Origin of the sequence: Enterococcus sp. DIV1314a (genome assembly GCF_051713805.1) — a bacterium.
GTDB classification, from domain to species: domain Bacteria; phylum Bacillota; class Bacilli; order Lactobacillales; family Enterococcaceae; genus Enterococcus_I; species Enterococcus_I aquimarinus.
In genome coordinates this window covers 1,967,873-1,993,269 of the sequence record NZ_JBIOQP010000001.1, presented here as the reverse complement: position 1 = coordinate 1,993,269, position 25,397 = coordinate 1,967,873, and the positions used below count along the sequence as shown (strand labels likewise).

Below are 25,397 nucleotides of genomic sequence, written 5' to 3'. Positions count from 1 at the left end.
CCTCCTAGTTTTCAGGCGTCCAATTCGGCAAAAATTCCTCTTGTAAAAAGGCAGTCGTATAGTCGCCGGCAATCACTTTAGGATCACTGATTAAATCCAACTGGAACTCAACATTCGTCGTCACACCGTCTGTTACAAATTCCCCGAGCGCACGTTGCATTTTCATTAACGCTTCAAAGCGCGTCTCTGCATGCACGATGACTTTGGCAATCATCGAATCGTAAAATGGCGGAATCGTGTATCCTGAGTACATCGCACTATCGACACGTAATCCCATGCCGCCACCAGGTAAAAATAAGTTCGTAATCTTACCTGGAGAAGGCGCAAAGTTAAAGGCCGGATTTTCAGCGTTAATACGACACTCGATCGCATGTCCAGAAATGTTAATCTCCGACTGTTGGATGCTCAGCGGTTCCCCACTTGCTATCTCTAATTGCTTTTGCACAAGATCAATCCCGGTTACCATCTCTGTAATCGGATGCTCCACTTGAATGCGGGTATTCATTTCCATGAAATAAAAGTCCCCCGACTCATCCATTAAAAACTCGATTGTTCCGGCATTACGGTAATCAACGGCTTTGGCCGCACGGACCGCCGCGTCTCCGATTGCTTGACGTTTCGTGTGATCGATTGCGACTGACGGTGCTTCTTCTAAAACTTTTTGATTATTTCTTTGTAAGGAGCAATCCCGTTCGCCTAAGTGAATCACATGGCCAAAGTGGTCCCCTAAAATTTGGACTTCGATATGACGCGCTGGATAAATGATTTTTTCAATATACATCTCATCATTTCCAAAAGCCGCTTTTGCTTCTTGCTGAGCAGAAGCAAAATGTTGCGGTAATTCTTCTTTTGAGAGCACTTTACGAATTCCTTTACCACCACCGCCGGCTGCTGCTTTTAGCATCACGGGATATCCGATGTCATTAGCAATCGTCAAAGCTTCTTCAACGGTCGATAATGCGCCGTCGCTTCCTGGAATTACCGGGACACCCGCTTCGATCATTAAACGGCGTGCATTGATTTTATTGCCCATATCATCAATTGTTTGACTTTTTGGGCCAATAAAGACAATATTGCACTCTTCGCACATCGCTGCAAAACGACTGTTTTCAGATAAAAAACCAAATCCTGGATGAATCGCTTCAGCCTTTGTCACAATGGCGGCACTTAAAATTTGTTGGACGTTTAAATAAGAATCGGCAGCTTTCGCCGGTCCAATACAAATGGCTTCATCTGCTAATTCTGTATGGAGCGCATCTTTATCTGCTTCTGAATAAACCGCGACTGTTTGAATTCCGAGTTCGCGACATGCGCGAATAATTCGAACAGCGATTTCACCACGGTTTGCAATTAATATTTTTGAAAACATAGGTCACCTATCCAATCATGAACGTTAATTCTGCTTCGGCAACTTTCTTGCCATCCACACGAGCGATTCCTTTGCCAATTCCAGCAGAAGATTTCACTTTAATAATTTCGACTTCTAAAATCAGTGTATCACCCGGTGTCACTTTTTGTCGGAATTTTGCTTTGTCAATCCCACCAAAATACGCTGTTTTCCCACGGAATTGTTCTAAAGATAATAAAGCAACTGCTCCTGCTTGGGCCATTGCTTCAACAATTAGCACACCTGGCATCACTGGTTCATGAGGAAAATGACCTTGAAAGAACGGCTCATTGATTGTGACATTTTTCTTAGCAATGACTTTCTCGCCATCAATGAGTTCCTCCACACGGTCGATTAACAACATCGGATAGCGATGTGGAATAATTTCTTTAATTTGTTGAATGTTTAATTGTGTCATGTTATGCTTCCTCCTTCACACGGAATAATGGTTGATTGAATTCAATCACTTGTTCATTTTCAATCAGAACGGCCACGATTTCACCGGTTACATCACTTGTAATTTCGTTCATGACTTTCATCGCTTCAATGATACACACCACTTCACCTTTAGTTACTTTATCGCCAACTTTTTTAAAGTTTGGTTTGTCCGGAGAAGGTTGTAAATAAGCAACACCCACGAGCGGTGACACAATATTTTTACCCGCAACTTCTTCTACTGGCGCCTTTTCTACCGCAACAGGTGCTTCAGTAGCGACTTGGACTGGTGTTTGTACAGTTGCTGCTGACTCGTTCCCTACGGATGAAGCAACAGGCATTTGAGCCGCTGGTGCCGAAGAGGTTACTTGACTTCTTGACATCGTATTTTTATTTAAATAAAGTTCAAAGCCACCATCTTTTAAATGAAATTCCATTAAATTGGATTGTCCGACTAAGTGTAACAGTTCAATAAGTTCTTTTTGTTCCATAACGATGATTAAGCCTCCCAACGTTTCATTAAAATAACCGCATTATGGCCACCAAAACCTAATGAGTTACTCATTGCAAACGTTAATTTTGTTTCGATACTGTCATTGATAACGAGATTTAAATCAATCTCAGGATCTTTTTCCGTCACATTGATGGTCGGTGGGATAAATTGGTGTTGCAACGCAAGTAAAGATGCAATCGCCTCAACGCCTCCAGCTGCCCCTAATAAATGACCTGTCATTGATTTCGTACTGCTGACATACGCGCCTTTGTAGTCCTCGCCTAAACCATATTTGATCGACGTTCCTTCTGCACTATCATTCGCCGGCGTACTTGTTCCATGAGCATTAATATAGCCAATCTCACTTGGTTGAACACCTGCTTCTGCCATCGCTAGTTTCATCGCTTTTCCTGCACCCGAACCATCAGGATTTGGTGCGGTCATATGATAAGCATCACAGTTTGCGCCGTAACCGACAACTTCTCCTAAAATATTCGCGCCTCGAGCCAGAGCATGATCAAGTGATTCCATCACAAAAATCCCTGCGCCTTCTCCCATGACAAAACCACTACGATTTTTATCAAATGGAGTGGACGCTTTATCGGGATCTGTTGCTGTCGTAAGTGCCGTAAGTGAAGCAAAACCGGCAATGCCGATTTCACAAATCGTTGCTTCTGAACCACCCGCTAAAATGACATCTGAATAGCCGTGTTTAATATTACGGAATGCTTCTCCAATTGAATGCGTTCCTGAAGCACAAGCCGTTACGGTCGTTGTACAGATTCCTTTCGCGCCGACACGAAGTGCAATATTCCCAGCTACCATGTTGACAATGGACATTGGAACAAACATTGGAGATACGCGGGCTGCTCCCCGGTCATTCATTCGTGTGACTTGATCTTGAATTGTTGGTAATCCGCCAATTCCTGATCCAACCATCACGCCTAAGCGATCCGCATCCATTTGATCAGCCGTTAGATTTGCCATCTCAAGTGCTTCTAATGCAGCATAAATACCAAAAATCGAAAACATATCCATGCGTTTCGTGTCTTTTTTCTTAAAGTATTTTTCTAACGGAAAATCTTTGACTTCTCCTGCTACCGAAATCCCTGTAGCTGTTGCATCAAATTTCGTAATCGGGCCAATCCCGTTTTTTCCTTCTTTTAAGCTTGCTAAAAATTCTTCTGGTGTATTGCCAATCGGAGATGTCACTCCGTAACCTGTAATTACTACTCGATTCATCTTTTGTTCCCCTTTCTTATCCGTGCATCACTAAGCCGCCATCAACATTGATGACTTGACCGGTAATATATGGATTCTTCGCTAAGAAAATGGCCGTTTGCGCAACATCTTCAACTTGACCAAAGCGTTGTAATGGAATATTTTGTGTGACTTGTTCTTTCACTTTATCTGATAATACGTCCGTCATATCGGTTTGAATAAATCCAGGTGCAATCGCGTTACACGTAATCCCACGCGGTGCTACTTCTCTGGCAACGGATTTTGTAAACCCAACCACTCCTGCTTTACTTGCCGCATAATTTGCTTGACCGACATTGCCAATTAAGCCTGACACGCTCGATAAATTAATGATGGCCCCTTCACGTTGTTTCAACATTTTTTTCAAGACTTGTTGCGTCATGTTAAAGGTTCCCACTAAATTAATTTTCAAGACTTGATCAAATTCTTCTGGTTTCATTCGTAGCATCAATTTATCATTCGTAATCCCTGCATTATTGATTAAAATCGTAATAGGTCCGAGCTTTTCTTGGGTTTCTTGAATCATTCTGCCCGCTTCTTCAAAGTCAGAAATATCACCTGATACCCCAATACACTTCACGCCAAATGCTTCAATTTCCGCAATGAGTTCCGCTGAAATCGCACTACGACCATTTAAAACAATATTCGCGCCTGCTTGCGCAAAAGCTTTTGCGATTGCTAAACCAATTCCACGCGTACTTCCTGTGATGAAAGTTACTTTTCCTTTTAAATCCATCATAGCCTCCTAAGCCAAAACCTTTAACGTATCAGCCAGTGTTTGACTGTCTTCTAAACGAGTAACCGTCATGGTTTTATCAATTTTTTTCATAAAGCCGCTCAACACTTTTCCAGGTCCAATTTCTACGACTTGTTCCACCCCTAAATCTTTTAAGGTGGCAATACTTTCATAAAAACGAACCGGTGACATGACTTGCTTTTCTAACAATTCTTTTACTTGATCCTCTTGCATGACTTGCGCCGTTGTATTGCTAATAACCGGTATCGTCATTGGTTGAAAGGAAACAGTGTCCAACTCGCGCTTTAATTTTTCTGCAGCGGGTTTTAAAAGAGCCGTGTGAAAGGGACCACTGACATTCAATGGAATCATCCGTTTCGCTCCTGCTTCGGTCAAATAAGCCATCGCTTGCTCAACTGCCGCCACTTCACCGCCAATCACGATTTGTTGTGGCGTATTATAATTTGCTGGTGACACAATTCCGATAGCACTGGCTTTTTGACAAGCTTCTTCGATAACCTCAATCGGCGTATTCATAACGGCAACCATCTTTCCCGTTCCTTGTGGCGCAGCAGTCGCCATAAAAGCGCCACGTTTGGCTACGAGTGTTACTGCCGTTTTAAAATCAAGGGCACCGCTGGCTACTAGTGCAGAATATTCTCCTAAGCTGAGACCCGCGACAACATCGGCTTGATACCCTTTTTCTTGTAACAAACGCCAAAAAGCAATACTAACCGTTAAAATCACCGGTTGCGTATATTCTGTTTGATTTAAACGTTCATTTTCAGTAAAACAGAGTTCGGCAACATCATACCCTAAAGCGTGACTTGCTTCTTCAAAAGTCGCACGGACAATTGGTTCTTGTTCATAAAGCTCTTGCCCCATCCCAACGTACTGTGCGCCTTGACCACTAAATAAAAAAGCTCTTTTCATTTCAATCTCCTTTAGGATTTCTGAAGACTTCGTTGATTTTTAAATATGTATTCGAATGGATTCAACGTTTCTTCATTGATTATGGCTAAAAGGAAAGGCCAGGCTTTTGGCCCAGCCTTTACGATTATGCTTGTTGTTTTTCTACGTATTTAACTAAATCTTCAACAGTTGTAATACCGTCTTCTGTTTCGATTTTCACATCGAATTCATCTTCAATTTCGTTGATGATTTGGAATAAATCTAAGCTATCTGCTTCTAAATCCTCTTGGATGTTTGTTGTTAATTTTACTTCTTCCACTTCTTTACCTAATTCTTCTGCAATAATTCCTTGAATTTTTTCGAATACCATTTAAAATTCCTCCAATATTATATGTTTTTATTTTTTTAAATTTATATGTCTACAAGTTTAGAGTGTCAGTAACACGGATGCCCATGTTAAGCCGCCACCAAAACCTGAAAGAACCACTGTTTGATTGTCTCCCAATACGATTGTTCCTGCTGCGACTGCTTCATCTAATAAAATCGGAATCGTAGCTGCAGAAGTATTGCCGTATTTTTCAACGTTTTGTAAAAATTTTGAGCGATCGATTTGCAACTTGCGCGCAATCTTATCTAAGATCCGTGAATTTGCTTGATGCAAAAGAAAGTAATCAATCTGCTCTTTTTCACCTTCGATTAATGCTGCGAGGCTTTGAACCACATCTCTTGTCGCAAAGTCAAAAATATCACGACCGATCATGGATAAGCAGGCATTTTGCGGAGGTTGAGCGTGACCGTACGGATTGTTATGAGAATTCACATAGCCTGATGTCAATGACATCGCGCGTGACCCATCTGCGTGAATGCTTTCTTTTAGCAAGTGTTGTTGCTCAACAGGCTCGAGTAACACGCCTCCTGCCCCATCACCGAATAAAACGGCAGTTGAACGATCTTGCCAATCTAAGACTTTGGAAATCACTTCGCCGCCAATCACAAGTCCTTTACCGGAACCGGTCCGAATCAATTTTTCACCCATCGATAACGCGTAAACAAATCCCGCACAAGCAGCACTAAGATCAAATGCCAAGGCGTTTGTTGCCCCGATTGCACCTTGAACAAGACAAGCAACTGACGGTGAATGATAATCCGGTGACATCGTAGCAACGATAATAAACGAAATTTCTTCTGGTTTCGTTTGACTCTTCGCTAGTAAACGATTGGCAACTTCAATACATAAATCTGACGTATTTTCCGTTGTGACAATATGGCGTTCTTTGATGCCTGTTCGCGAATAAATCCATTCATCGCTTGTATCCATAATTTGTGCTAATTGATCGTTTGTGACGATTTGTTCAGGCACATAACTCGCTGTTGCTGTAATTTTACCAAATTTCATCATTCGTATACTCTCACTTATATTCTTGTAAGAAATGATGAAGATTCCCTAATGCTTTTAACAAAGCAGCAGCTTCATCTTTCTCCATATCTACCAAGATTGCTTCAATCATTTGACGATGAAAGCTTTGATGGACACGATACAATAATTTTCCTTTTTTCGTCAATGATAATTTGACAACTCGTCGATCGTCTTCACTACGAATGCGTTCAACATAGTCTTTTTTCACCAAACGGTTAACAGCAGTGGTTAAAGTGCCGACAGTTATTGAAAGTTCTTTCGCAACTTCAGAAGTGGTTTTCTTACGATACATCCCAATCGCTTCGAGTGTATGCATTTCAGTAATCGTTAAATCATTAAAACGGGATTTCCTTAGTTCTGATTCTTCAATAACCAAAATATCATTAAAAACCTCTACTAATAAATCGTTGATCCTTTCAAAATCAGGTCGCATGTTTACCATCACCATCCAATTAGTTTGATAGTCAAATCGTTTGACAATCAAACTATAATTTAAAATCATGTTAATTGCAAGTATATTTTTAAAATTGTCTCTTTTTTTTAGAATTTATTTCGTTTTTTTTACTTTTTTATTTTGAAAATCAAACCATTCAACAACCTCATTTGCCCATCATTTGATGTCTTTCATTAACCAAAATATTCGCTCAAAGTATATCACAACATTAGGTACAGCGCTTATCGATTCGACGATGAGTCAAGCTCGTAGTTAAGAGACAACAGGCTGCCTGATGAACCCTTAAACCGCTGTCTCTTACTCTACTAGTCTCTTGGTTTCTTTTGAAAAAAGCTCAACGAAAGATTCGTCGAGGTCTCAACCACTTTTAGTAGTTCAAAGCCTTGCTTTAAATAAAAGCGAACGGCTGGTTGATTTTGACTTCCTGTCATCACCACCACTTTGCGGTGGACATGGCGCTCTACCTCTTGAAGAAGCGCTCGAGCAATCTGTTGACCAAAAAATGCAGGGTGAACAAATAAACGATGAATATCAATAACCTCATCTTTTATGCAATACCCTAAGACACCAACTAGGACACCCTCTTTTTCATATCCAATAAACACTTCGTCGCACGTTTGAAACGCCTCAAAGGTCTCTTGTAAAGGCGGAATGTCACGCGTACCTAAATAAGTTGCTTCCACGCTATAAGCGAGCTGTTGGAGCTCGTAAACAGCTTTCGCTTGAGCGATATTGTTTAAATCAATTTGGCGAATCAAATCCAGCCCCTCCTCTATTAAAAAAAACTGAAAAGAAATGAATGAATCATTTCCTTTCAGTTTTTCTTATTGAATTAAATCGTAAATTTCAATCGCTACCATGTCGATGTTATCGAACTGGTAAGGTTGTTTTGTTTGGCTATCCGTTAATTCGAATGTTTCAGTTGAATGATCATAACTTACGATACATTGTTCTACGCCTTCTTTTTCAAAACGTCGAATTTGTACCTCATTATCTTGTGCTTCAATCATCGCTTCTAAGCGTTTGATGATTGCTACTAGCTGAGAATGTTTCATCACTAGACCTCCTTTTCTCACTTCTGTTACATTGTAACAAAAGAGGAGCTTTCTTGTATAGATTTTTAACCAATTTTTCGCACTTTTTTAGCTATTCTTCATTTTCAGCGATAAAAAAAAGGCGTTTTTTAACGGAAATTCTCTTTTTATGACGATTTATAAAATGCGAAGGTAGCTTTTCTGTAAATAATCGATAACATTTTTTTACATCTGTTTTTTTTGATTCAAAAAACACTTAATTGAAAAGCGTTTACTTCAATTAAGTGTTTGACTATTTTATTTCCACCAAAGTTTAATTAGCGCTTGGGTACCGTCATTTTCGTAGCCTTCATTTGCGAGTTTTTCGTATAATTCTTTCGCAAGTGCCGTACCGGGTAACGCAATCTGTTGTTTTTCAGCTTCATCCAAAGCTATTTTTAAATCTTTGATAAAATGTTTAACGAAAAAACCTGGACTAAAATCGTTTTGTAAAATTCTTGGAGAATAGTTACTCATCGACCAGTTCGCTGCGGCGCCACCAGAGAGTGTTTCCAGAACTTTTTCTAGCTCTAAGCCGGTCGCTTTCGCATATACGAGCATTTCTGTCATACCAGTCATTGTTCCAGCAATCATAATCTGATTGGCCATTTTTGTGTGCTGCCCTTTACCAGCTGAGCCATGAAGCATACAGACTTTCGCAAAGTGTTTAAAAAGCGGGAGTACTTGTTGATACGTCGCTTCTTCTCCACCAACCATGACCGTTAACGTTCCATTCCTCGCTCCTAAGTCACCACCAGAAACCGGCGCATCTAGGCTATTCGCATTATTAGTACGAGCAGTCGCATAAATTGCCTCAGCCAGTGTTGGTGTACTTGTCGTCAGATCAACGAACGTTTTACCTGCGATGTCTGCTGCAAATAATCCAGTATGCTCGTCAAAGTACGTCATTTCGACGTCAGACGGATAGCCGACCATCGTAAAAACGACTTCACTCGCCGCCGCAACCTCTTTTGGGGTATCCACCCAATCCGCTCCACGCGCCATTAAATCGGTTGCTTTACTCTTCGTCCGCGTATAAAGCGTGACATGATGACCCGCATCTAGCAAGTGTCCCACGATTGAATGCCCCATCACACCAATACCGATAAATCCAATCTTCAAAGTAATTCCTCCTCCGCATACGTCTTCTTACTTCGTTTTGGCGATAATTTAAACGTCCGCAATTTAGTTTTTATTTTACTTTCATTGATTTTTTTGTTTTCTGCCGCAGTGACATAATAAACCATCATTTCTTGATAAAATTTCAACATCGAATGACCAAAACATTCTGCTGAAATTTCGTACATTTTTTGCTCTAAAACCGCTTCATCTACCGGAATCGCACTTTCGATATAGTGCAGTAAACAAGGAACGAAATCCTCTTCTTGCTGATACGTTACACCTAGTGAAGGGTCGCTAATCAAATGATCCAAATAGGCATTCCCCGCAACGACCATCTGCAAACGCGAAGCCATGGCCTCCGTATACGTTAATCCTTGTGTTTCCGAAGTAGAGGCACTCACAAAGTAATCAGCGGTGTGATAATAATCAGCCACTTTATTACTTGCGATTTCGCCGACAAATACCACATAAGTAGTGAGATTTTTTTCTTTCACGATTGTTTCGAGCATCTCACGGTAAGGTCCATCGCCGACAATCATTAATCGCACTTCCGGTCGAGCAGCAATAATTTCAGGTAAAGCCTCCAAAATCAGATGAATTTTCTTTTCATAAGATAAGCGACTCAAAGAAAGTAAGACGATATTTTCTTCGGTTAACGCCCATTTTTCGCGCAATTCTTGTCTGATTTGTGGCGCCAAATCGGTCTGTTGGAAATTTTCAAATTTGATCCCAGTAGGTATGATGCGCATCGGTGCGATCGCGCCATACCCCCTTAAAGTATCGACCACTCGTTGACTCGGACAGACAACACCCGTGCTATGATCCACAAATTGACGAGAAAGGTATTTGACATGCCCGGGACGCACGACCTTTCCTTTTGCGATGTAATGGATATAATCTTCGTACATCGTGTGATACGTGTGAATCACGGGGATTTCTAGCCGTTTACCGACCCATTTCCCTAATAAACCCGCCCCGAATTCTGTATGCGTATGAATTAAATCCAGTTCTAATTCTTTTGCGGTTAAATACGCAAACCACATACCTCGAACGACAATCCTTCGTTCTTTAAACGAAATAAAAGGCACACTTGGCATCCGGATAATATTGACTTCTTCTTTTGACGCCTTAGGATCGGTCGTCGTAAAGATATACACTTCATGTCCATAATGTTCTAACTGCTCTTTCAACGTTTGAATTGAGGTTGCTACGCCGCTTACTTGAGGTAAGTAGGTATCTGTAAAAAAACCAATTTTCATTTTTTTCCTCCAAACTCCCTTGTTAGTTTCCAAGAACTTTTTCATAAACTGATTTTAGTTGTTGACCAATTGCTTGAATACTCTTCCCCTGAGCTGTTTGCCAGCCGTTTTCACGCAAATCAATGGCTTTTTTTTCAATAATCTGCTCAATTTGATTGCAAAAATCTTCATTCGTCCGTCCCATATAGGCATTCTCACCTGGCACTAACCATCCATCATAAACGGGAATTTCGCGGACTAAGACGTGTTGTCGACTCGCTAAGGCTTCTAACACCACAATCCCTTCCGTTTCTTCATAAGAAGGAAAAAAGAATAAATCCGCGTTTGTATACGCCCCTTCAATAATATCACCTTTAATATATCCAGGAAAAATGACATTATCCGGGTGATCTCCTTGGATAATCGCACGAATCTTCTTAGGAATAGTATAAAGCGGCGTATGACCGAACCAGATGAACGTATATTCTGGGAACCGGCGCGCCACTTCAACAAAATCAACGAGCCCTTTTCGTTCAAAGTACAGCCCTACTGAAATAATCACTTTTTTATCGAGCGGTAATTGAAAATAATCCCGGAATTGTTTTTCTTTTTCGACGTTTCGGTTAAATCTCGTTAAATCAATCCCGTTTGAGATTGCCTCGATTGGCTGCTCAATCCCATAACCTTCGATGACTTTTTTAGAATACAACGTTGGTGTGATGATAAAATCCGCGGAAGAATAGAGTCGAACTAAATGTTTTTTATAAATTGCTGAAACTTGATTGGACCCGATAAAAGAGTTCCGAAAATCTTCTTCCGTCGAATGCGCGTGATAGATGACTTGTTTATCGGCTCTTTTAGCTCTACGAACCATCCGCTGACTGTTTAAGCCATATGTATTAATATGAAGAATATCATAATCCAACTCATTTTCATCGGTGCTATATGGCACGCCAGCACTCTCTAACGCTTTTTTTTGATGATCAAAAGCGCGACCGATTCCTGATTTAGATAATAACTGTTGACCTTCGAAATAAATAAGGACTTTCATGGAAGACTCCTTCCTTTCTTTTTTTACCCCTTCAGTATAGCATAGCTAATTCAAATGAAAACCATCCCCGAGTCTGATTTTAACTACTTTGACGATAAAAATGTAGCGTAAAGCAAATAACAAAAATCGATACTATTTCATTTTTTAAACATATTTACATCTGCAGTGTTATTTTATCACATAAAAAAATAAGTTAGAACCTTAACCTCTTCAGATTAAGATTCTAACTTATCATCTAGTAGGATTATCCTACGTATTCTTGCATTAATTCAAGAACTTCTTCCATTGTGTCACATTCTGTTAACGCGCGATCTGCTAATTCTTTCATTTTACTTGTGTCTAATGTTTTCATTGTTTTTTACTATAATATCCTATTTCATAATGTTAATATATCAGCTTTTTTACAGAAAAAAAGCTTAGGTCTTTCAACTAAATTAAATAGAATTAACATCAAATGGCATTTAGTATGGCGTAAAATACTTATATTATAATAGAAAATAAAACGTGTGGGGCATTTTTATCTTAAGTAATTTAAAACAAAAAAAGAATCCTGGGGTTACAGGATTCTTTTTTTGGGCTCTTTAACAGTAATTGTTAAAAACAAATAATTGTGTACACCAACATTAATTAAGCTCAAATTAACACCTAGTTGCTCAAGGCTACTAGAGTGCAAAGAGTATTACCTCTTTTTTACTCATACTATGGATATCACTTAAATTTGTAGTAGTCAATTAGTAACTCCAAATTTCTGTATAATTCTTTAACATGTCTAGTATAATCTCCTACCGATCCGCCTATAGATGCCTTCATTTAGTAACTCCTTGATAACAATATGACATCTTTAGTATATCATCTTTAAGCTTTCTTTCTATAATATCAGTCTAAAGACCAGTTTATAATCATTTCATCTTATTTTGAAAAGGAATAACTTATTCCAAATGATATACAAATTCGAGTGATTCTTTTCCATAAATGAGTGTTAGCTTTATTTATTAGTATATGTATTTTTTGAAAAATTACACATAAAAAGGATGACGTTCAGGCATGAATTTACGACGTTTAGGACAAAAGTAGTTCTATCATACTTTTTTATGGTATAATTTTTTATCAATTTAGGGAGGTTTTTTATTTTGAAGAAATTATTAATTTTAAGTGTATCTTTACTAACATTAGGCAGCACAATTCTCCCAGGAACATTAGAGGCTGTAGCTTATAATGAAATCTAATTTTTTAAAAGAACTAATGAAGTTAATTTTAATACTAGCTGCGGGTTTATTAATTTCTTTTACATTGTCGAAGATTACAGGAATGCAATTTCGATGGTGGATAACTGTGGGAATTTTCACAGGCGGCTATATTGGGAGCCAATTAGTTAAGAAAAGAAAAATAAGATAATAAAAATGGAGTAGTCGACAATTTGATTACTCCATTTTTCTCTACTTAATCCAACCAAATGGTTTTCCTAAGTCAATATACCCTTTCTTGCCACCATCACATAGAGTGCTAGCATTCACAGGAATTCGTGGTGGCGAAGCTCTTGCACTCGATTGCGAAACAGATATCGATTTCAACCAACAAAAACTTAGTATTTCCAAGACTGTCACCCGTACAAAAGATGGATTTGAAATTGGTCCACCAAAGACGAAAAGTTCCTATCGCACAATTCGTTTAGATAATAAGACATGTCAAATATTTAAAAAATCGCAATTGCATCAGAAAGAATTCTTTTTCCAATCAAATATTAAAAATAAAAACATCGTCTTCGCTAGTTTTGAAGGCGAACATGCCACACGCCAATCATTTTGTATATGCACTCTAAAAGGCCCTCCGAAGCAGTGGCATTGCGACACACGGTTGGAGACATTCGCATGCTTCTATGTTGTATCAAGCTGGCTTAGATATGAAAGAAGCTCAGGAAATCCTTGGGCAGGCTTCTATCGAAATCACCAATAATATCTACACGCATGTTAGTCAAAAACAAAAAATTGCCACAGCGGATAAGCTAGCAAATTTCGCTAGTTTCTAAAAAAAAGAATCAAATGGCATTTAATTTGGTATTTAGTTGCTTTTTTAGAACAGAAAAAGGCTCTACCTCCCGCTGAAAAATAGAGAGGTAGAGCCTTTTTAATTTTTGAGAATAAAAGCTTAAAAAGCCTTATTTAGTAACGTATTCTTGCATTAATTCAAGTACTTCTTCCATTGTGTCACATTCTGTTAACGCGCGATCTGCTAATTCTTTCATTTTACTTGTGTCTAATGTTTTCATTAAGCTACGCGTTTTAAGAATTGAAGTGGCACTCATTGAGAACTCATCAAGACCGATTCCCATTAACAATGGTACTGCTGTTTGATCGCCTGCCATTTCGCCACACATTCCAGCCCATTTACCCTCAGCATGCGCTGCATCAACAACGTTTTTAACTAAACGTAAAATTGATGGGTTATATGGTTGGTATAGGTAAGAAACTTGTTCGTTCATTCGGTCAGCGGCCATCGTATATTGAATCAAGTCGTTGGTTCCAATACTGAAGAAGTCAACTTCTTTTGCAAAACGATCGGCTAAAATAGCAGCTGCAGGAATTTCAATCATGATCCCAACTTGAATGGTTTCTGATACTGCAACGCCTTCAGCGATTAATTTTGCTTTTTCTTCGTCATACATTTTCTTAGCTGCACGGAATTCTTTTAATGTTGCCACCATTGGGAACATAATACGTAAGTTTCCATGAACAGATGCACGTAGTAATGCACGTAATTGCGTACGGAACATTCCTTCTCCTAATGTTGAAAGACTGATACGTAAAGCACGATAACCTAAGAATGGATTCATTTCATGTGGAAGTTTCAAGTATGGTAACTCTTTATCCCCACCAATATCCATTGTACGAACGACAACTGGTTTCCCAGCCATACCTTCTAGGACTTCTTTATAAGCTTCAAATTGAGCGTCTTCTGTTGGGAAATCGGATGAATCCATGTATAAGAATTCAGTACGATATAAACCAACGCCTTCGCCACCATTATTATGAACACCCGTTAAATCTTTTGGTGTTCCAATGTTTGCAGCTAACTCAAAGTGTTTGCCATCAGCAGTCACTGTTTCAGCATGTTTTAATTTTTCCCACTCTGCTTTTTGGGCAGCGTAAGCTTCACCAGCTTGAATGAAGTTTGCTTTTTGTTCTTCTGTTGGATGAACAATCACATCACCTTCAATTCCGTTAACAGCTAAGATATCGCCTGCTTTCACTTTAGCAGTGATTTCACCAGTTCCAACAATTGCTGGAATTTCCAATGAACGAGCCATAATCGCAGAATGTGAAGTACGTCCACCAATATCCGTTACAAAAGCTTTAACGAAGTTACGGTCTAATTGTGCAGTATCACTCGGAGTTAAATCGTGAGCAACCACAATTACTTCTTCGTTAATCATTGCTGGGTTAGGTAACGTTACTTGCAATAAGTGAGCTAAAACGCGTTTTGCGACGTCGCGGATATCCGCTGCTCTTTCTTGCATGTAGGCGTTATCTTCCATTGATTCGAACATACCGATATACATATCAGTCACTTCTTTTAATGCATGTTCTGCATTAACTTGGTTGTCTGAAATGCTTTGTTTAATTTGACCGACCATTTCTGGATCGCTTAAGACCATTAAGTGCGCATCAAATACTTGTGCCTCTTCTTCGCCTAAGTTTTCAGCTGCTTTGTTACGAATTAATTGTAATTCATCAGATGATTTGCTTAACGCATCATCCAAACGAGCAGTTTCAGCAGAAACGTCTTCGATTGTTACTTTTGTAAAGGATAAGTCAGGTTGGACTAATAGATATGCTTTTGCAACAGCTACTCCATCACTCGCAGCAATTCCTTTTAGCATTTCAACCATTAATTAGACAATCCTTCCTTTTGCATTGTTTCTGCAATAGCAACGATTGCTTCTGCTTCGTCAGTTCCTTCAGCAGTGATTGTTACGTCAGATCCTTGACCAACGCCTAAAGACATTACGCCCATGATTGATTTAAGGTTTACTGATTTACCTTTGTACTCTAAGTTAATATCAGAGTTAAATTTGCTCGCTGTTTGTACTAATAATGTTGCAGGACGTGCGTGAATTCCAGTCTCTGCGATTACATTGAAATCTTTCTTTTCCATATGTATCAATCTCCTTCATGTTTTGAATTGTTTTTTGAGAGTTGCTTTTAGTCCTTCTGTTATAGTCGACGACTAAAAATACCCTTTCAATTGTTAAGGTTACCATTTTTTTAGAAGTTAGACAACTACTTTTGAAACAATTACTAAGAAATAACGACTTTATTTGGTCAACTTGACAAAGCGATAGATAATTTGGCCATTCAATCCAGCTTCACCCACGATTTCTACCCGATTTTCTGTTTGCATCCAGGCTTCACGAAAGGTCATAAAATCTTCCCGTTTGACAATAATTTCCTCAAGTTCTCCTGTTTTTAGTAAGTTGATTGCTTCTATATAATGATTGATTTCCATCATACACCCATTCCCTCTCTTATTTCTACTTTCGCGCCTATCTATTTTACCATGACACTTACAAAAATGTGTGAATAAACAAAATACTTGCAGATATTTTGAAACATTGTATAATAAAAACACGAAGGTCAACAAAGGTCAGAGTTACCATTTGTCTTTTGTTCCTTGTTTAAAAATTCAACGATAACAGAAAGGTCGTGGACAATCATGCGCTGTCAAAATTGTGATCAAAACGAAGCTACCATTCATTTGTACGCTAACGTTGGTGGACATAGAAAACAAATTGACTATTGTCAAAATTGTTACCAAAAAATGAAAAATCAAATGTCCAACACAGTCAATAACGGACCAAAAGATCCTTTTGGTTTTAATAACTTAGATGAACTATTCAAACAACTTTCACAACAAATGCAACAAGCGAATAACCAAGAACCACAATCACCGCCTAGCCAGTCTGGTGGTGGAAATAACTTCTTTAATGGAGGCAATCGTCCAAATCATCCGCAACAAGGAGGATTGTTAGCCGAGTTTGGTACCAACATCACCCAACAAGCACGAGACGGTAAGATTGATCCTGTGATCGGTCGCGATGATGAAGTCATTCGCTTAATCGAAATATTGAATCGTCGAACAAAAAATAATCCGGTGCTGATTGGCGAACCAGGCGTTGGTAAAACAGCAGTAGTCGAAGGATTTGCCCAACAAATTGTGGATGGTGCTGTTCCACAAAAATTAAGAAATAAAGAAGTCATTCGTTTAGACGTCGCTTCCCTTGTTCAAGGAACAGGAATTCGCGGACAATTTGAGGAACGGATGCAAAAATTAATCGAGGAAGTCAAAGCACAAGATAATATTATCTTATTTATTGACGAGGTTCATGAAATTGTGGGTGCTGGAAATGCGGGAGATGGTAACTTAGATGCCGGTAATATTCTAAAACCAGCACTAGCAAGAGGCGAACTTCAAATGGTCGGGGCAACGACGTTAAATGAGTATCGCATTATCGAAAAAGATCCTGCACTTGAGCGTCGGATGCAGCCTGTAAGAGTTGACGAGCCAACAGTAGAAGAAACGATTGCCATCTTAAAAGGACTGCAATCACGTTATGAAGATTACCATCACGTAAAATATACGGATGAAGCCATTGAAGCTGCTGCTACGCTCTCCCATCGCTACATTCAAGATCGTTTTTTACCCGACAAAGCCATTGATTTACTGGATGAATCCGGCTCTAAGAAAAATTTAACGATTCAAACAGTCGATCCACATGTCATCGAAAAACGCTTAGCAGATGCACAAGAGCAAAAAATAAAAGCTTCTCAGGAAGAAGATTTTGAAAAAGCAGCCTATTACCGTGATCAAATTGTGAAGCTCGAAAAAATGAAAGAACACCAAATGACCGATGAAGAAACACCGGTCATCACGGAAAAAACGATGGAAGAAATCGTTGAAGCTCGGACTGGAATCCCAGTGGGTGAACTAAAAGAAAAAGAGCAAACGCAATTAAAAAATCTTGCTGCCGATCTAAAAAAACAAGTCATTGGCCAAGACGAAGCCATTGATAAAGTTGCTAAAGCTATTCGTCGTAATCGTGTGGGCCTTGGCAATCAAAATCGACCAATTGGTTCTTTCCTCTTTGTGGGACCTACAGGTGTCGGTAAAACAGAGTTAGCGAAGCAATTAGCCAATGAAATGTTCGGTTCACCAGATGCCATGATTCGCTTTGATATGTCTGAGTACATGGAAAAACATAGTACATCAAAATTAATCGGTTCGCCCCCAGGTTATGTGGGTTATGAAGAAGCAGGTCAGTTAACAGAACAAGTCCGTCGCAATCCTTATAGCTTGATTTTATTAGATGAAGTCGAAAAAGCGCATCCAGATGTATTACACATGTTCCTGCAAATTCTAGAAGACGGACGACTAACCGATGCGAAAGGTCGCACAGTCAGCTTCAAGGATTCGTTAATTATCATGACAAGTAACGCAGGTACCCGCAATGTCGAAGCGAGCGTCGGTTTTGCTGCGACACGCGAAGGAATCACTCGTTCGATCATGAATCAATTACACCATTATTTTGCGCCAGAATTTTTAAATCGCTTTGATGGGATTATTGAATTCAAAGCACTTAAAAAAGAAGAGCTCCTTTCAATTGTTTCGTTAATGATTCGCGATGTCAATGATCAAATCAACCATCAGAAACTTTCAATTGACGTCTCACATGAAGTATTAGAAAAACTCGTAGAATTAGGATATGATCCTGCAATGGGTGCTCGGCCACTTCGTCGAACGATTCAAGAACAAATTGAAGACGGCATTGCCGAATATTTCTTAGATCATCCTGAAACGCATGAACTAAAAGCCACTTTAAATGATGAAGCAGAAATTGTCATTTTACCAGTGACGGTCGAAGAAAACTCAATTGAAGTCACACCTTAATTCACGCGCCATCGCAACCATTATTCTTTCAATAGGAAGGAATAATGGTTGTTTTTTGTTTCATTCCCACCATTTCAAAAGTTTTTTGACTTTTCAGTGTTTTTTCCTTTCTTTATTGGGCAAAAATAATTATACTTAACTAAACAAAGGAAAATGAGGTGATTCAAATGCGACTTATCAATGTAACCAATAGTTATTCACGTCTGGTTCTTCAGCAATTAGAAAATACGGATGCCGAATTAGTAAAAGTGTATACCTCAGGAAGTATCACGATTATTTATACAGCAGCCCCTTTACACAATGAAATTGTGATGGTGAGTAAAAAACGTGCGATTAAACCAGAAGAAATTAATGAAGTAAAGGCGTATTTTTTAGATAAACTGTCTGAAAGTGAATATATCGAAGAAAACATTTCGATAATTGAAAGTCCGAGTTTAGTTGAAATTTCCATTCCTAAACATCCAAAAGAAAGAAAAAACCGAGCATACGGCTAATTTGACGTTGTTGGTAAGAAATTGACGTTAGGCCCTCATGCATTCGTGAGTGTTTAACGTCAGTTTTTTTAACCAAAAATCCATCTTAGGGCGGATTTTTGGTTAGCGTATTCCTGTTATACTTAACGTACCCAAAATAAGTAAAAAAGGAATTGTGAAAATAATGAAGAAAAAAACATGGATCACGCTCGGATTAATGAGTCTATCAGCAGCTGTTTTAGTCGGCTGTACGACAACGACAGATAATACAACCAATCAAAGCTCTACCACGATAACGAGCACAACAACGAGCGAAGGAAACACCAGTCTCGATTCGACAGAAAATGCGATGACGACGATGTCTTGGCAAGACGCTGTTGCTGTTTTTCAAGAAAAATTTCCAGAGACTTCGATTACAAGTATTTCATTCGATACGTCTTTTGGAAAATGGTATTATGACATCGAAGGGATTAACGACACAACCGAATTCGAGTTACGTATCGACCCGGCAACGGGGGAGACGAGTCGTGAAGAACAACAAACACTCGACAAAGATGAGCAAAACGCCGCTTACCGCGAAAGTGAAGCCTTAGATTTAGAGGGTGTCATTTCGATTGAGGAAGCTTCACAAATTGCTTTAGATGCTGTCGGTTCAGGTGAAGTAACTGATTTGGATTTAGAAAGAGAATTATCAGTCACTTACTGGAAAGTCACCATAGAAGATGGCCGTAAAGAGTTTGAAGTTTCCATTGATGCACGGACAAAAGAAGTATTAACGACTGAACGAGACGACTAACAAAAGAAACCCTCAGGAAAAATAAAATTCCTAAGGGTTTCTTTTTCTATTCTACGATCAAAATAGCTAATAGCTAATTCATCGTCTTTTTACTTCGACGAAAATACTTTTTGGAGAAATGAACTAAACATTTTTTTGTTCAATTAATACGCCATCTTCCATTTTATAAACGCGATCACTCCATTTTAACATTCGAGGATCATGCGTGACCATGACTGTTGCCTTTTCTTTCTCGTGAGCTTCTTTCGCAAGTAACTCCACCACATTATACGCATGTTCCGTATCAAGACTTGCTGTTGGTTCATCTGCTAACATGAGGCTTGGTTGGTTGAAAAGCGCACGCCCGATAGCCACCCGTTGACGCTCACCGCCCGATAAATCACTTGGAAAACTTTTCTTTAAATGATCAATCCCTAAAGAAGTTAACAAAGTATCGATATCTTTTTTCGATACGGCTTCTTTTTTAACTTGACCGACTAAATAAAATTGGTCTTCAATCGTTAAAAACGGAATTAAATTTGAACTTTGTAAAATAAAACCAATTTCTTGAAAGCGTAGTTTAGCTCTTTCTTTTTCGGATACATTGGTAAAATCAATTCCATTAATGTGGATTGTCCCACTACTTGGTGATTGTAATCCGCCAGCTAGCGTTAAAAAGGTACTTTTTCCTGAACCAGAAGGACCAATAATACTAATAAATTCCCCTGGCGAAGCAGTAAAGTTCAATTGATTGAGCGCTGTGACTTGCTTGCTTCCTGTCCCAAAGGTCTTGGTGATATTTGTCATATTTAAACTATACGTCATGCTTTCTATCCTCCTATTGCTTGAATGGGGTCAACTTTTGTGACTGTCAAGGTCGAAAATAGACCTCCGATAATCGCGACAAAAACGAGTACGGTCCCATAGATTGCCCAAAGACCTAAATCAACGGCAAATGGCATCCCGCTTGGCAAGACAAAACTTAATCCATAACTGACAAGTCCTGCTAATGTCGCGCCAATAATTCCCACAAAAAATGATTGGGCAATAATTGACTTCGCGATAAACCATGTGCTAATCCCTTGAACTTTCATTACGCCAAAAAGAGCTGTCTTTTGAAGCGTAATGACATACATAAAAATCCCAATGACTGCCGCAGCAATCACAAATAAGAAATAAATCATCGCGTTTAACGTCAAGTTTTGTTCGGCATAGCCTGGTAATTGTGCAATAAACGCTTCCGTACTTAATGATTGAAAAGCCATATTTTCAATAACAGGATCCGTTTCTTCCGTTAAAATAGCGTTTATTGGATAATTCGTTTGAGCAGCTAAAAAATCAGCTCCGAACTTCGTTTCCACTACTGCTTCAATCGAGCCATACATCACAGGTGTGACAACATAAGACGTTTTGGGGAATATTCCTGTCACGATGACTTCGACCCCTTGGCTACCAATGGTAATCGTATCGCCAATCGCCAGACCCGCATCTGCGAGTGCTTGCGAAATAATCACTTCATTTTTTTCGTTAAATGATTTTCCTTCTGTTAGTTCTGGTAAGAAAAATGCCTCCGGTTGGGTGCCGAAAAAGGAAAGATTCTCTTTCTCCCCTCCAATTTCAACCGAACCACTGTACAAAGCCAAAGGTGCTTTTTCAGAAGTTTTCACTTCAGAAAGATCATCAATGGTCAATTGCGATGCCGCTAAAACACCGTTACTCTCCTCTGAAAGAACAATCCGTCCGGCATCCCAACGATCAATTACCTCACTGAATTCAGTGGCTAACCCATTGGCTAAACCGGATAGTAAAAACACGACAAAACTAATTAAAAACATAATACCAATAATTAACGAGTAACGTAATTTGGCATATTTCATTTCCTTGATTGCTAAAAACAAATCAATCTCCTCCTACTATTATTACAAAGTGACATTTTGTCACTTTGTTACAATTAAAAAAGAAACGAATAGATATCGCGGTGAGCCCTGAGACTCCCTCTTTCGCTTCTTATTAAATGTCTAAAAAATGTTTGATGACGCATGATAGGAGGCCGTTAATTTCTGCAGGAGACTCTGTTAACGAGCAACAACTCCGTGGACTAACCACTTCACTTTATAATGGTAATCTTCGAGTAATGCTTCACTCGTCCAATCATTCACGATAAAATCACTTAACGAACCCATGACTAATTCCATCATAAAATACAAAAAACTACTCGCTTCATTTGTCGATATAATCTGAAACTGATTGTATCGTAAGATGGTCAACCATTGTGTCATCATCGAATTCGTTTCGTCCATTTCAATTCGTTTCATTGTCCGACCGTACTCAGAAGATGTCAATAATTTCAATGCTTTCCAATAAGTATCCGACGTATCGAGCGCACTACACCAGAGAAGATAACGTTCAATCCCTTTAAAAAAATCTGATTGAAATTCTTGGATATACGCCAAAATGTCTTGATGAATAATCAACGAATGCTTCTTGATAATGTAACGATAAGCATCTTCTAAATCATCAAAATACTTATAAAAAGCACCCCGAGACATTCCCATTTGATCAACAATTTGCGAAACTTTCACTTGGCTAATTGACTGTGCATAAAATGTTTGAAGCAAAATATCATCAATTACCGCTTGTTTACTCTTAGGTAAATTAAGAAATGTTTCTTTCGGCATCCAATCTCCTCCTATCAACCAATGAAGCACTTGATTATAGTAGCACACGAGTGACATTTTGTCACTTTATTTCGATTAACACTTATTAAAAATGGTGACATCGATAGATAAAATAAATGATTTTTTAGAATTTAGACAGGAAGAATGCTGTAACTATTTTTCGGCAAACATCAAAAGACTATTCATAGATTAAGCCCCTTTCTAACTGAGTCAAGGAAAAATATCGCATTATTTTTGAATAAGCGTTCTCCTTCAAATTAAGTTTGTTAAAAAGAATAACGAATCGTGTCATCATCTACATAAAATCACTAAAATTATTTTATTTTCATTCTACTGCCAACCATCATCTGGACGTGTTGGTTCATTCACTTTTAAGTCGTCCTCATTCAAATTCACAATATTTTTTGCGACGAAACAATTACCTAATCTAAAATCACGACTTTTCAAACGTGTTTCCTGTATAATTAGAATGAAAATAAAAACTAAGGAGGTTATTTATGGAAGCTTTTATTTCAAATCAACATTCATTTGTTTTGTTTCTCTTGTTTATCATTTTCCTAGTGATTTTATCGAAGTCAACCGATATCCTCATTGACCGTGCCGTTGATATTTCTCACGAATTCGGCATCTCTCAAATCATCATTGGTGCGACCATCGTTTCAATTGGAACGTCTCTTCCAGAATTATCGACCTCTATTGTCGCTGTTCTTAAAGGAACTTCTGATTTTGCTCTTGGAAATGCGTTGGGATCTGTGATTACCAATACGGCTCTCGTATTAGGGGTAGGCGCATTAGCGGGTTCAATCCCCGTCCCACGTTCGATTGCTAGCCGCTTATTTTTCTTAATCGCATCCTTATTCATTTTAATATTCGCCAGTATTGAGACCTTTAATCTCCAGTTCTTGAGTTCATACGGACAACTCCAACCAATGATTGGAATTTTCTTTCTTGTGACCGTTCCATTTTTTCTATTATCTTCTTTTATTCAAAAAGGCAAGCGGACCAAATCGAAAGCTCCACAGGAAAAACAGCCAATAAACAAAGAAGTTCTTATGATCCAAATCACCGTTATTTTGCTTAGTGCGATTGCTGTTGCACTAAGCGCTACGTCTTTGGTCACAACCGTTTCTGAAATAGCCTTGCGTTTGGGAATTTCTGAAGCTATTATCGCAGGAACCATTGTCGCACTCGGCACAAGTTTACCAGAATTATCAACTACGTATACTGCCGCCAAAAAAGGACACGGTAGTTTGGCGATGGGCAATGTCCTTGGGGCAAATGTCCTGAATATTCTATTAGTATTAGGTGTGTCCATTGCGATGAGCCCAAATGGAATTTCGGTCCCTCCAATTTTTTACCAAATTCATTTTCCAGTCGCGCTAGCGCTAATTGGTTTACTTACCTACTTTATTTTTAATACAAAAAAACATGAAATTAGTAAAAACGAAGGAAAAGTACTGATCAGTATTTATTTACTATACATGGGGATCAGTTTCATTCTTTAATAATGCTATATTTTGATACAAAAAACGGCGCTAAGAAATGCCATTTGCGTTGAAAAAAACAACAAACAATTAAGCTGAGCCCTTATTGTTTGTTGTTTTTCATTTTGTATCATTATTCTTAATTTAAGTTTGTCAATTGAACCCCTCTAGGAATCTCATAAATGGTCGGTTCTTTTCTTGATAACACCTCTTCTGTAAGCGTTATCGAAATTAATCGATTTGAATCGTGATTCATTAAGTAATAGACCTTCTCTGTTGTATTCAAAATAGAACGATATTGGGTATAATCATCGCCTTCATCATCTAAAATTGTCCCTTTCGGAACCGACACGTTTCCTAAAATATGCAAGATACTCATAACGCCTTCTTCGGTCGTTTTTGCTTGACTCGTAAACTGCAATAAATAAGCCGCTCTCACAAAACGTTCAGGACTCGTGTAACCTCCTGGTAAGCCGAATGTTCCAGATCCTTGTCCAAATGGTATCGCTGCATATTTCCCAATTGATTTTTGCTTAAAGTTGCTCGGCTGTAATCCAATATAATTATTCAAATTTTTAATGTGCCACTCAATTTCTGGGCTATTCGTCATGACATGAATTGGGTTTTCTTTAATTTTTAATGCTTGTCCATCTGGTTCGATAACAATCGATTCACCCGTTTCGTCTGTTATCATATAATGAAGAGGGATGACATTTCCTAGTAAAGGATTCTCTTTTGCAACAATCACTAGTTCCGAAATCCGTTCTTTTAACTCTGCTAAATTAGAAATTTCACCTAAAACCCAAGAGAGTAACTCATGAGGAGCTAAATTGATTTTCCCCTCAACTGGCTGAGATTCATATTTCGCTTCATTTGGAAAGTACAATTCGACCATCGCTAAACCACACTCATTAACACCATCGGGAAACATAAATTTCTCCATCCGCCGTCCCGTGCCAACATAGCCATACTTTGTTGGAGTATCACCGCCAAATTCAAGTTCCCAGTGATAGTTCCGTGGAATTATTATTGGTTGTCCTTCTATCTCATATCCAAAATCCATTGTTCGTGCTAAAAAATTAATCCCATTTTCTGTTTGATACCGAATGCTTGTACACATTTTATCAACCCCTCAATTAGTTTGTTAGTAACACGATTATTAATCTCTCATTGTTTATTCATACTATTTTAATCTTAACAAACTCAATGATTGAAAGCAAACTTATCTCACAAATTATACTCTCGATTAACCTATTCTTGTTCAGCAATCTTCCCTGTACCATTTCTTTTATTTCTAAAGCTATTTAATTTCTGATAGATTGAAATTTTTGACTTTTACCAAACGTTATTGATAAATTGATTCGAAATTTCTTGTGGCTACATAATTTTTGATGCGGCTGAATAAAGTTATTCACTTCTATTAATAAATAATTAAACGCCACTCTCGAAAAATAACAGGATATAGAT

At 38.6% G+C, this 25,397-nt stretch carries 26 protein-coding genes; 5 read left to right on the top strand and 21 right to left on the bottom strand.

Annotated features, from left to right (window positions below; translation table 11 throughout):
* Positions 1 to 4 precede the first annotated feature (4 nt).
* The 14 genes from IGI68_RS09465 to IGI68_RS09400 form a co-directional block, all read right to left on the bottom strand.
* Complete coding sequence (locus tag IGI68_RS09465; RefSeq protein WP_438732444.1) at positions 5 to 1,369, bottom strand: acetyl-CoA carboxylase biotin carboxylase subunit; 1,365 nt, start codon at positions 1,367 to 1,369, stop codon at positions 5 to 7.
* A 7-nt stretch (positions 1,370 to 1,376) separates the two neighbouring features.
* Positions 1,377 to 1,805: a 3-hydroxyacyl-ACP dehydratase FabZ gene (gene fabZ, locus IGI68_RS09460; protein ID WP_071873698.1), complete on the bottom strand. Its 429-nt coding sequence runs from the start codon at positions 1,803 to 1,805 to the stop codon at positions 1,377 to 1,379.
* Between the two features lies 1 nt (position 1,806).
* A complete protein-coding gene (accB, locus tag IGI68_RS09455; RefSeq protein ID WP_438732441.1) occupies positions 1,807 to 2,313 on the bottom strand; it encodes an acetyl-CoA carboxylase biotin carboxyl carrier protein in 507 nt (168 codons plus the stop codon).
* 8 nt (positions 2,314 to 2,321) lie between these two features.
* Positions 2,322 to 3,557, bottom strand: coding sequence for a beta-ketoacyl-ACP synthase II (fabF, locus tag IGI68_RS09450; RefSeq protein ID WP_438732439.1), 1,236 nt, complete (start codon positions 3,555 to 3,557; stop codon positions 2,322 to 2,324).
* A 16-nt stretch (positions 3,558 to 3,573) separates the two neighbouring features.
* Complete coding sequence (fabG, locus tag IGI68_RS09445) at positions 3,574 to 4,311, bottom strand: 3-oxoacyl-[acyl-carrier-protein] reductase (protein ID WP_438732437.1); 738 nt, start codon at positions 4,309 to 4,311, stop codon at positions 3,574 to 3,576.
* 9 nt (positions 4,312 to 4,320) lie between these two features.
* Complete coding sequence (gene fabD / locus IGI68_RS09440) at positions 4,321 to 5,244, bottom strand: ACP S-malonyltransferase (protein WP_438732435.1); 924 nt, start codon at positions 5,242 to 5,244, stop codon at positions 4,321 to 4,323.
* Positions 5,245 to 5,368: 124 nt separating this feature from the next.
* Positions 5,369 to 5,593: an acyl carrier protein gene (locus IGI68_RS09435; RefSeq protein ID WP_071873693.1), complete on the bottom strand. Its 225-nt coding sequence runs from the start codon at positions 5,591 to 5,593 to the stop codon at positions 5,369 to 5,371.
* A gap of 57 nt (positions 5,594 to 5,650) precedes the next feature.
* Entirely contained in the window at positions 5,651 to 6,622 is a 972-nt protein-coding gene (locus IGI68_RS09430; protein WP_438732433.1) for a beta-ketoacyl-ACP synthase III, read from the bottom strand.
* Between the two features lie 10 nt (positions 6,623 to 6,632).
* Complete coding sequence (fabT, locus tag IGI68_RS09425; RefSeq protein WP_071873870.1) at positions 6,633 to 7,073, bottom strand: fatty acid biosynthesis transcriptional regulator FabT; 441 nt, start codon at positions 7,071 to 7,073, stop codon at positions 6,633 to 6,635.
* A 326-nt stretch (positions 7,074 to 7,399) separates the two neighbouring features.
* On the bottom strand, positions 7,400 to 7,852 hold the full coding sequence (locus IGI68_RS09420; RefSeq protein WP_071873691.1) for a GNAT family N-acetyltransferase: 453 nt from the start codon (positions 7,850 to 7,852) through the stop codon (positions 7,400 to 7,402).
* Between the two features lie 66 nt (positions 7,853 to 7,918).
* A complete protein-coding gene (locus tag IGI68_RS09415; RefSeq protein WP_071873690.1) occupies positions 7,919 to 8,149 on the bottom strand; it encodes a YkuJ family protein in 231 nt (76 codons plus the stop codon).
* A 276-nt stretch (positions 8,150 to 8,425) separates the two neighbouring features.
* The gene (locus IGI68_RS09410; protein ID WP_273230514.1) at positions 8,426 to 9,289 is read right to left on the bottom strand and encodes an NAD(P)-dependent oxidoreductase; all 864 of its coding nucleotides are present in this window, start codon (positions 9,287 to 9,289) and stop codon (positions 8,426 to 8,428) included.
* On the bottom strand, positions 9,286 to 10,548 hold the full coding sequence (locus tag IGI68_RS09405) for a glycosyltransferase family 4 protein (RefSeq protein ID WP_438732429.1): 1,263 nt from the start codon (positions 10,546 to 10,548) through the stop codon (positions 9,286 to 9,288). The genes IGI68_RS09410 and IGI68_RS09405 overlap by 4 nt, the downstream gene beginning before the upstream one ends.
* A gap of 22 nt (positions 10,549 to 10,570) precedes the next feature.
* Positions 10,571 to 11,578, bottom strand: coding sequence for a glycosyltransferase family 4 protein (locus IGI68_RS09400; protein ID WP_438732427.1), 1,008 nt, complete (start codon positions 11,576 to 11,578; stop codon positions 10,571 to 10,573).
* Positions 11,579 to 13,418: 1,840 nt separating this feature from the next.
* On the opposite strand from IGI68_RS09400, the gene IGI68_RS09395 reads away from it, so the two are divergent.
* Positions 13,419 to 13,604 (top strand): tyrosine-type recombinase/integrase, encoded by a 186-nt coding sequence (locus IGI68_RS09395; RefSeq protein ID WP_438733267.1) that lies wholly within the window; start codon positions 13,419 to 13,421, stop codon positions 13,602 to 13,604.
* 129 nt (positions 13,605 to 13,733) lie between these two features.
* Here IGI68_RS09395 and ptsP read toward each other — a convergent pair whose 3' ends face one another.
* The 3 genes from ptsP to IGI68_RS09380 form a co-directional block, all read right to left on the bottom strand.
* Complete coding sequence (gene ptsP / locus IGI68_RS09390; RefSeq protein ID WP_438732425.1) at positions 13,734 to 15,464, bottom strand: phosphoenolpyruvate--protein phosphotransferase; 1,731 nt, start codon at positions 15,462 to 15,464, stop codon at positions 13,734 to 13,736.
* Complete coding sequence (locus IGI68_RS09385) at positions 15,464 to 15,730, bottom strand: phosphocarrier protein HPr (RefSeq protein WP_273230002.1); 267 nt, start codon at positions 15,728 to 15,730, stop codon at positions 15,464 to 15,466. The genes ptsP and IGI68_RS09385 overlap by 1 nt, the downstream gene beginning before the upstream one ends.
* Positions 15,731 to 15,889: 159 nt before the next feature.
* Positions 15,890 to 16,081: a hypothetical protein gene (locus tag IGI68_RS09380; RefSeq protein WP_071873869.1), complete on the bottom strand. Its 192-nt coding sequence runs from the start codon at positions 16,079 to 16,081 to the stop codon at positions 15,890 to 15,892.
* A 207-nt stretch (positions 16,082 to 16,288) separates the two neighbouring features.
* On the opposite strand from IGI68_RS09380, the gene IGI68_RS09375 reads away from it, so the two are divergent.
* From IGI68_RS09375 to IGI68_RS09365, 3 genes are all read left to right on the top strand, one after another.
* Positions 16,289 to 18,520 (top strand): AAA family ATPase, encoded by a 2,232-nt coding sequence (locus IGI68_RS09375; protein WP_438732423.1) that lies wholly within the window; start codon positions 16,289 to 16,291, stop codon positions 18,518 to 18,520.
* 167 nt (positions 18,521 to 18,687) lie between these two features.
* Positions 18,688 to 19,014 (top strand): DUF1827 family protein, encoded by a 327-nt coding sequence (locus tag IGI68_RS09370; RefSeq protein WP_071873683.1) that lies wholly within the window; start codon positions 18,688 to 18,690, stop codon positions 19,012 to 19,014.
* Positions 19,015 to 19,177: 163 nt separating this feature from the next.
* Positions 19,178 to 19,789: a PepSY domain-containing protein gene (locus tag IGI68_RS09365; protein WP_071873682.1), complete on the top strand. Its 612-nt coding sequence runs from the start codon at positions 19,178 to 19,180 to the stop codon at positions 19,787 to 19,789.
* A gap of 123 nt (positions 19,790 to 19,912) precedes the next feature.
* Here the strand turns inward: IGI68_RS09365 and IGI68_RS09360 are convergent, their stop codons facing one another.
* From IGI68_RS09360 to IGI68_RS09350, 3 genes are all read right to left on the bottom strand, one after another.
* On the bottom strand, positions 19,913 to 20,593 hold the full coding sequence (locus IGI68_RS09360; protein WP_438732420.1) for an ABC transporter ATP-binding protein: 681 nt from the start codon (positions 20,591 to 20,593) through the stop codon (positions 19,913 to 19,915).
* Between the two features lie 5 nt (positions 20,594 to 20,598).
* Positions 20,599 to 21,666, bottom strand: a complete 1,068-nt coding sequence (locus IGI68_RS09355) for an ABC transporter permease (RefSeq protein WP_438732418.1) — start codon at positions 21,664 to 21,666, stop codon at positions 20,599 to 20,601.
* 177 nt (positions 21,667 to 21,843) lie between these two features.
* Positions 21,844 to 22,446 (bottom strand): TetR/AcrR family transcriptional regulator, encoded by a 603-nt coding sequence (locus tag IGI68_RS09350; protein WP_071873679.1) that lies wholly within the window; start codon positions 22,444 to 22,446, stop codon positions 21,844 to 21,846.
* 497 nt (positions 22,447 to 22,943) lie between these two features.
* Between IGI68_RS09350 and IGI68_RS09345 the strand changes: the two genes are divergently transcribed.
* On the top strand, positions 22,944 to 23,951 hold the full coding sequence (locus IGI68_RS09345) for a calcium/sodium antiporter (protein WP_438732416.1): 1,008 nt from the start codon (positions 22,944 to 22,946) through the stop codon (positions 23,949 to 23,951).
* Positions 23,952 to 24,069: 118 nt separating this feature from the next.
* Here the strand turns inward: IGI68_RS09345 and IGI68_RS09340 are convergent, their stop codons facing one another.
* Positions 24,070 to 25,050, bottom strand: a complete 981-nt coding sequence (locus IGI68_RS09340) for a choloylglycine hydrolase family protein (protein WP_438732414.1) — start codon at positions 25,048 to 25,050, stop codon at positions 24,070 to 24,072.
* Positions 25,051 to 25,397 lie beyond the last annotated feature (347 nt).

Coding starts and splice junctions, on each gene's coding strand:
- fabD (WP_438732435.1), bottom strand. CDS start 5,244: ATGAAAAGAGCTTTTTTATTTAGTGGTCAAGGCGCACAGTACGTTGGG.
- IGI68_RS09435 (WP_071873693.1), bottom strand. CDS start 5,593: ATGGTATTCGAAAAAATTCAAGGAATTATTGCAGAAGAATTAGGTAAA.
- IGI68_RS09350 (WP_071873679.1), bottom strand. CDS start 22,446: ATGCCGAAAGAAACATTTCTTAATTTACCTAAGAGTAAACAAGCGGTA.
- fabF (WP_438732439.1), bottom strand. CDS start 3,557: ATGAATCGAGTAGTAATTACAGGTTACGGAGTGACATCTCCGATTGGC.
- fabT (WP_071873870.1), bottom strand. CDS start 7,073: ATGCGACCTGATTTTGAAAGGATCAACGATTTATTAGTAGAGGTTTTT.
- IGI68_RS09370 (WP_071873683.1), top strand. CDS start 18,688: ATGCGACTTATCAATGTAACCAATAGTTATTCACGTCTGGTTCTTCAG.
- IGI68_RS09340 (WP_438732414.1), bottom strand. CDS start 25,050: ATGTGTACAAGCATTCGGTATCAAACAGAAAATGGGATTAATTTTTTA.
- ptsP (WP_438732425.1), bottom strand. CDS start 15,464: ATGGTTGAAATGCTAAAAGGAATTGCTGCGAGTGATGGAGTAGCTGTT.
- IGI68_RS09380 (WP_071873869.1), bottom strand. CDS start 16,081: ATGGAAATCAATCATTATATAGAAGCAATCAACTTACTAAAAACAGGA.
- IGI68_RS09345 (WP_438732416.1), top strand. CDS start 22,944: ATGGAAGCTTTTATTTCAAATCAACATTCATTTGTTTTGTTTCTCTTG.
- IGI68_RS09360 (WP_438732420.1), bottom strand. CDS start 20,593: ATGACGTATAGTTTAAATATGACAAATATCACCAAGACCTTTGGGACA.
- IGI68_RS09375 (WP_438732423.1), top strand. CDS start 16,289: ATGCGCTGTCAAAATTGTGATCAAAACGAAGCTACCATTCATTTGTAC.
- IGI68_RS09465 (WP_438732444.1), bottom strand. CDS start 1,369: ATGTTTTCAAAAATATTAATTGCAAACCGTGGTGAAATCGCTGTTCGA.
- IGI68_RS09400 (WP_438732427.1), bottom strand. CDS start 11,578: ATGAAAGTCCTTATTTATTTCGAAGGTCAACAGTTATTATCTAAATCA.
- fabG (WP_438732437.1), bottom strand. CDS start 4,311: ATGGATTTAAAAGGAAAAGTAACTTTCATCACAGGAAGTACGCGTGGA.
- IGI68_RS09430 (WP_438732433.1), bottom strand. CDS start 6,622: ATGATGAAATTTGGTAAAATTACAGCAACAGCGAGTTATGTGCCTGAA.
- IGI68_RS09405 (WP_438732429.1), bottom strand. CDS start 10,548: ATGAAAATTGGTTTTTTTACAGATACCTACTTACCTCAAGTAAGCGGC.
- IGI68_RS09385 (WP_273230002.1), bottom strand. CDS start 15,730: ATGGAAAAGAAAGATTTCAATGTAATCGCAGAGACTGGAATTCACGCA.
- fabZ (WP_071873698.1), bottom strand. CDS start 1,805: ATGACACAATTAAACATTCAACAAATTAAAGAAATTATTCCACATCGC.
- IGI68_RS09365 (WP_071873682.1), top strand. CDS start 19,178: ATGAAGAAAAAAACATGGATCACGCTCGGATTAATGAGTCTATCAGCA.
- accB (WP_438732441.1), bottom strand. CDS start 2,313: ATGGAACAAAAAGAACTTATTGAACTGTTACACTTAGTCGGACAATCC.
- IGI68_RS09415 (WP_071873690.1), bottom strand. CDS start 8,149: ATGAAACATTCTCAGCTAGTAGCAATCATCAAACGCTTAGAAGCGATG.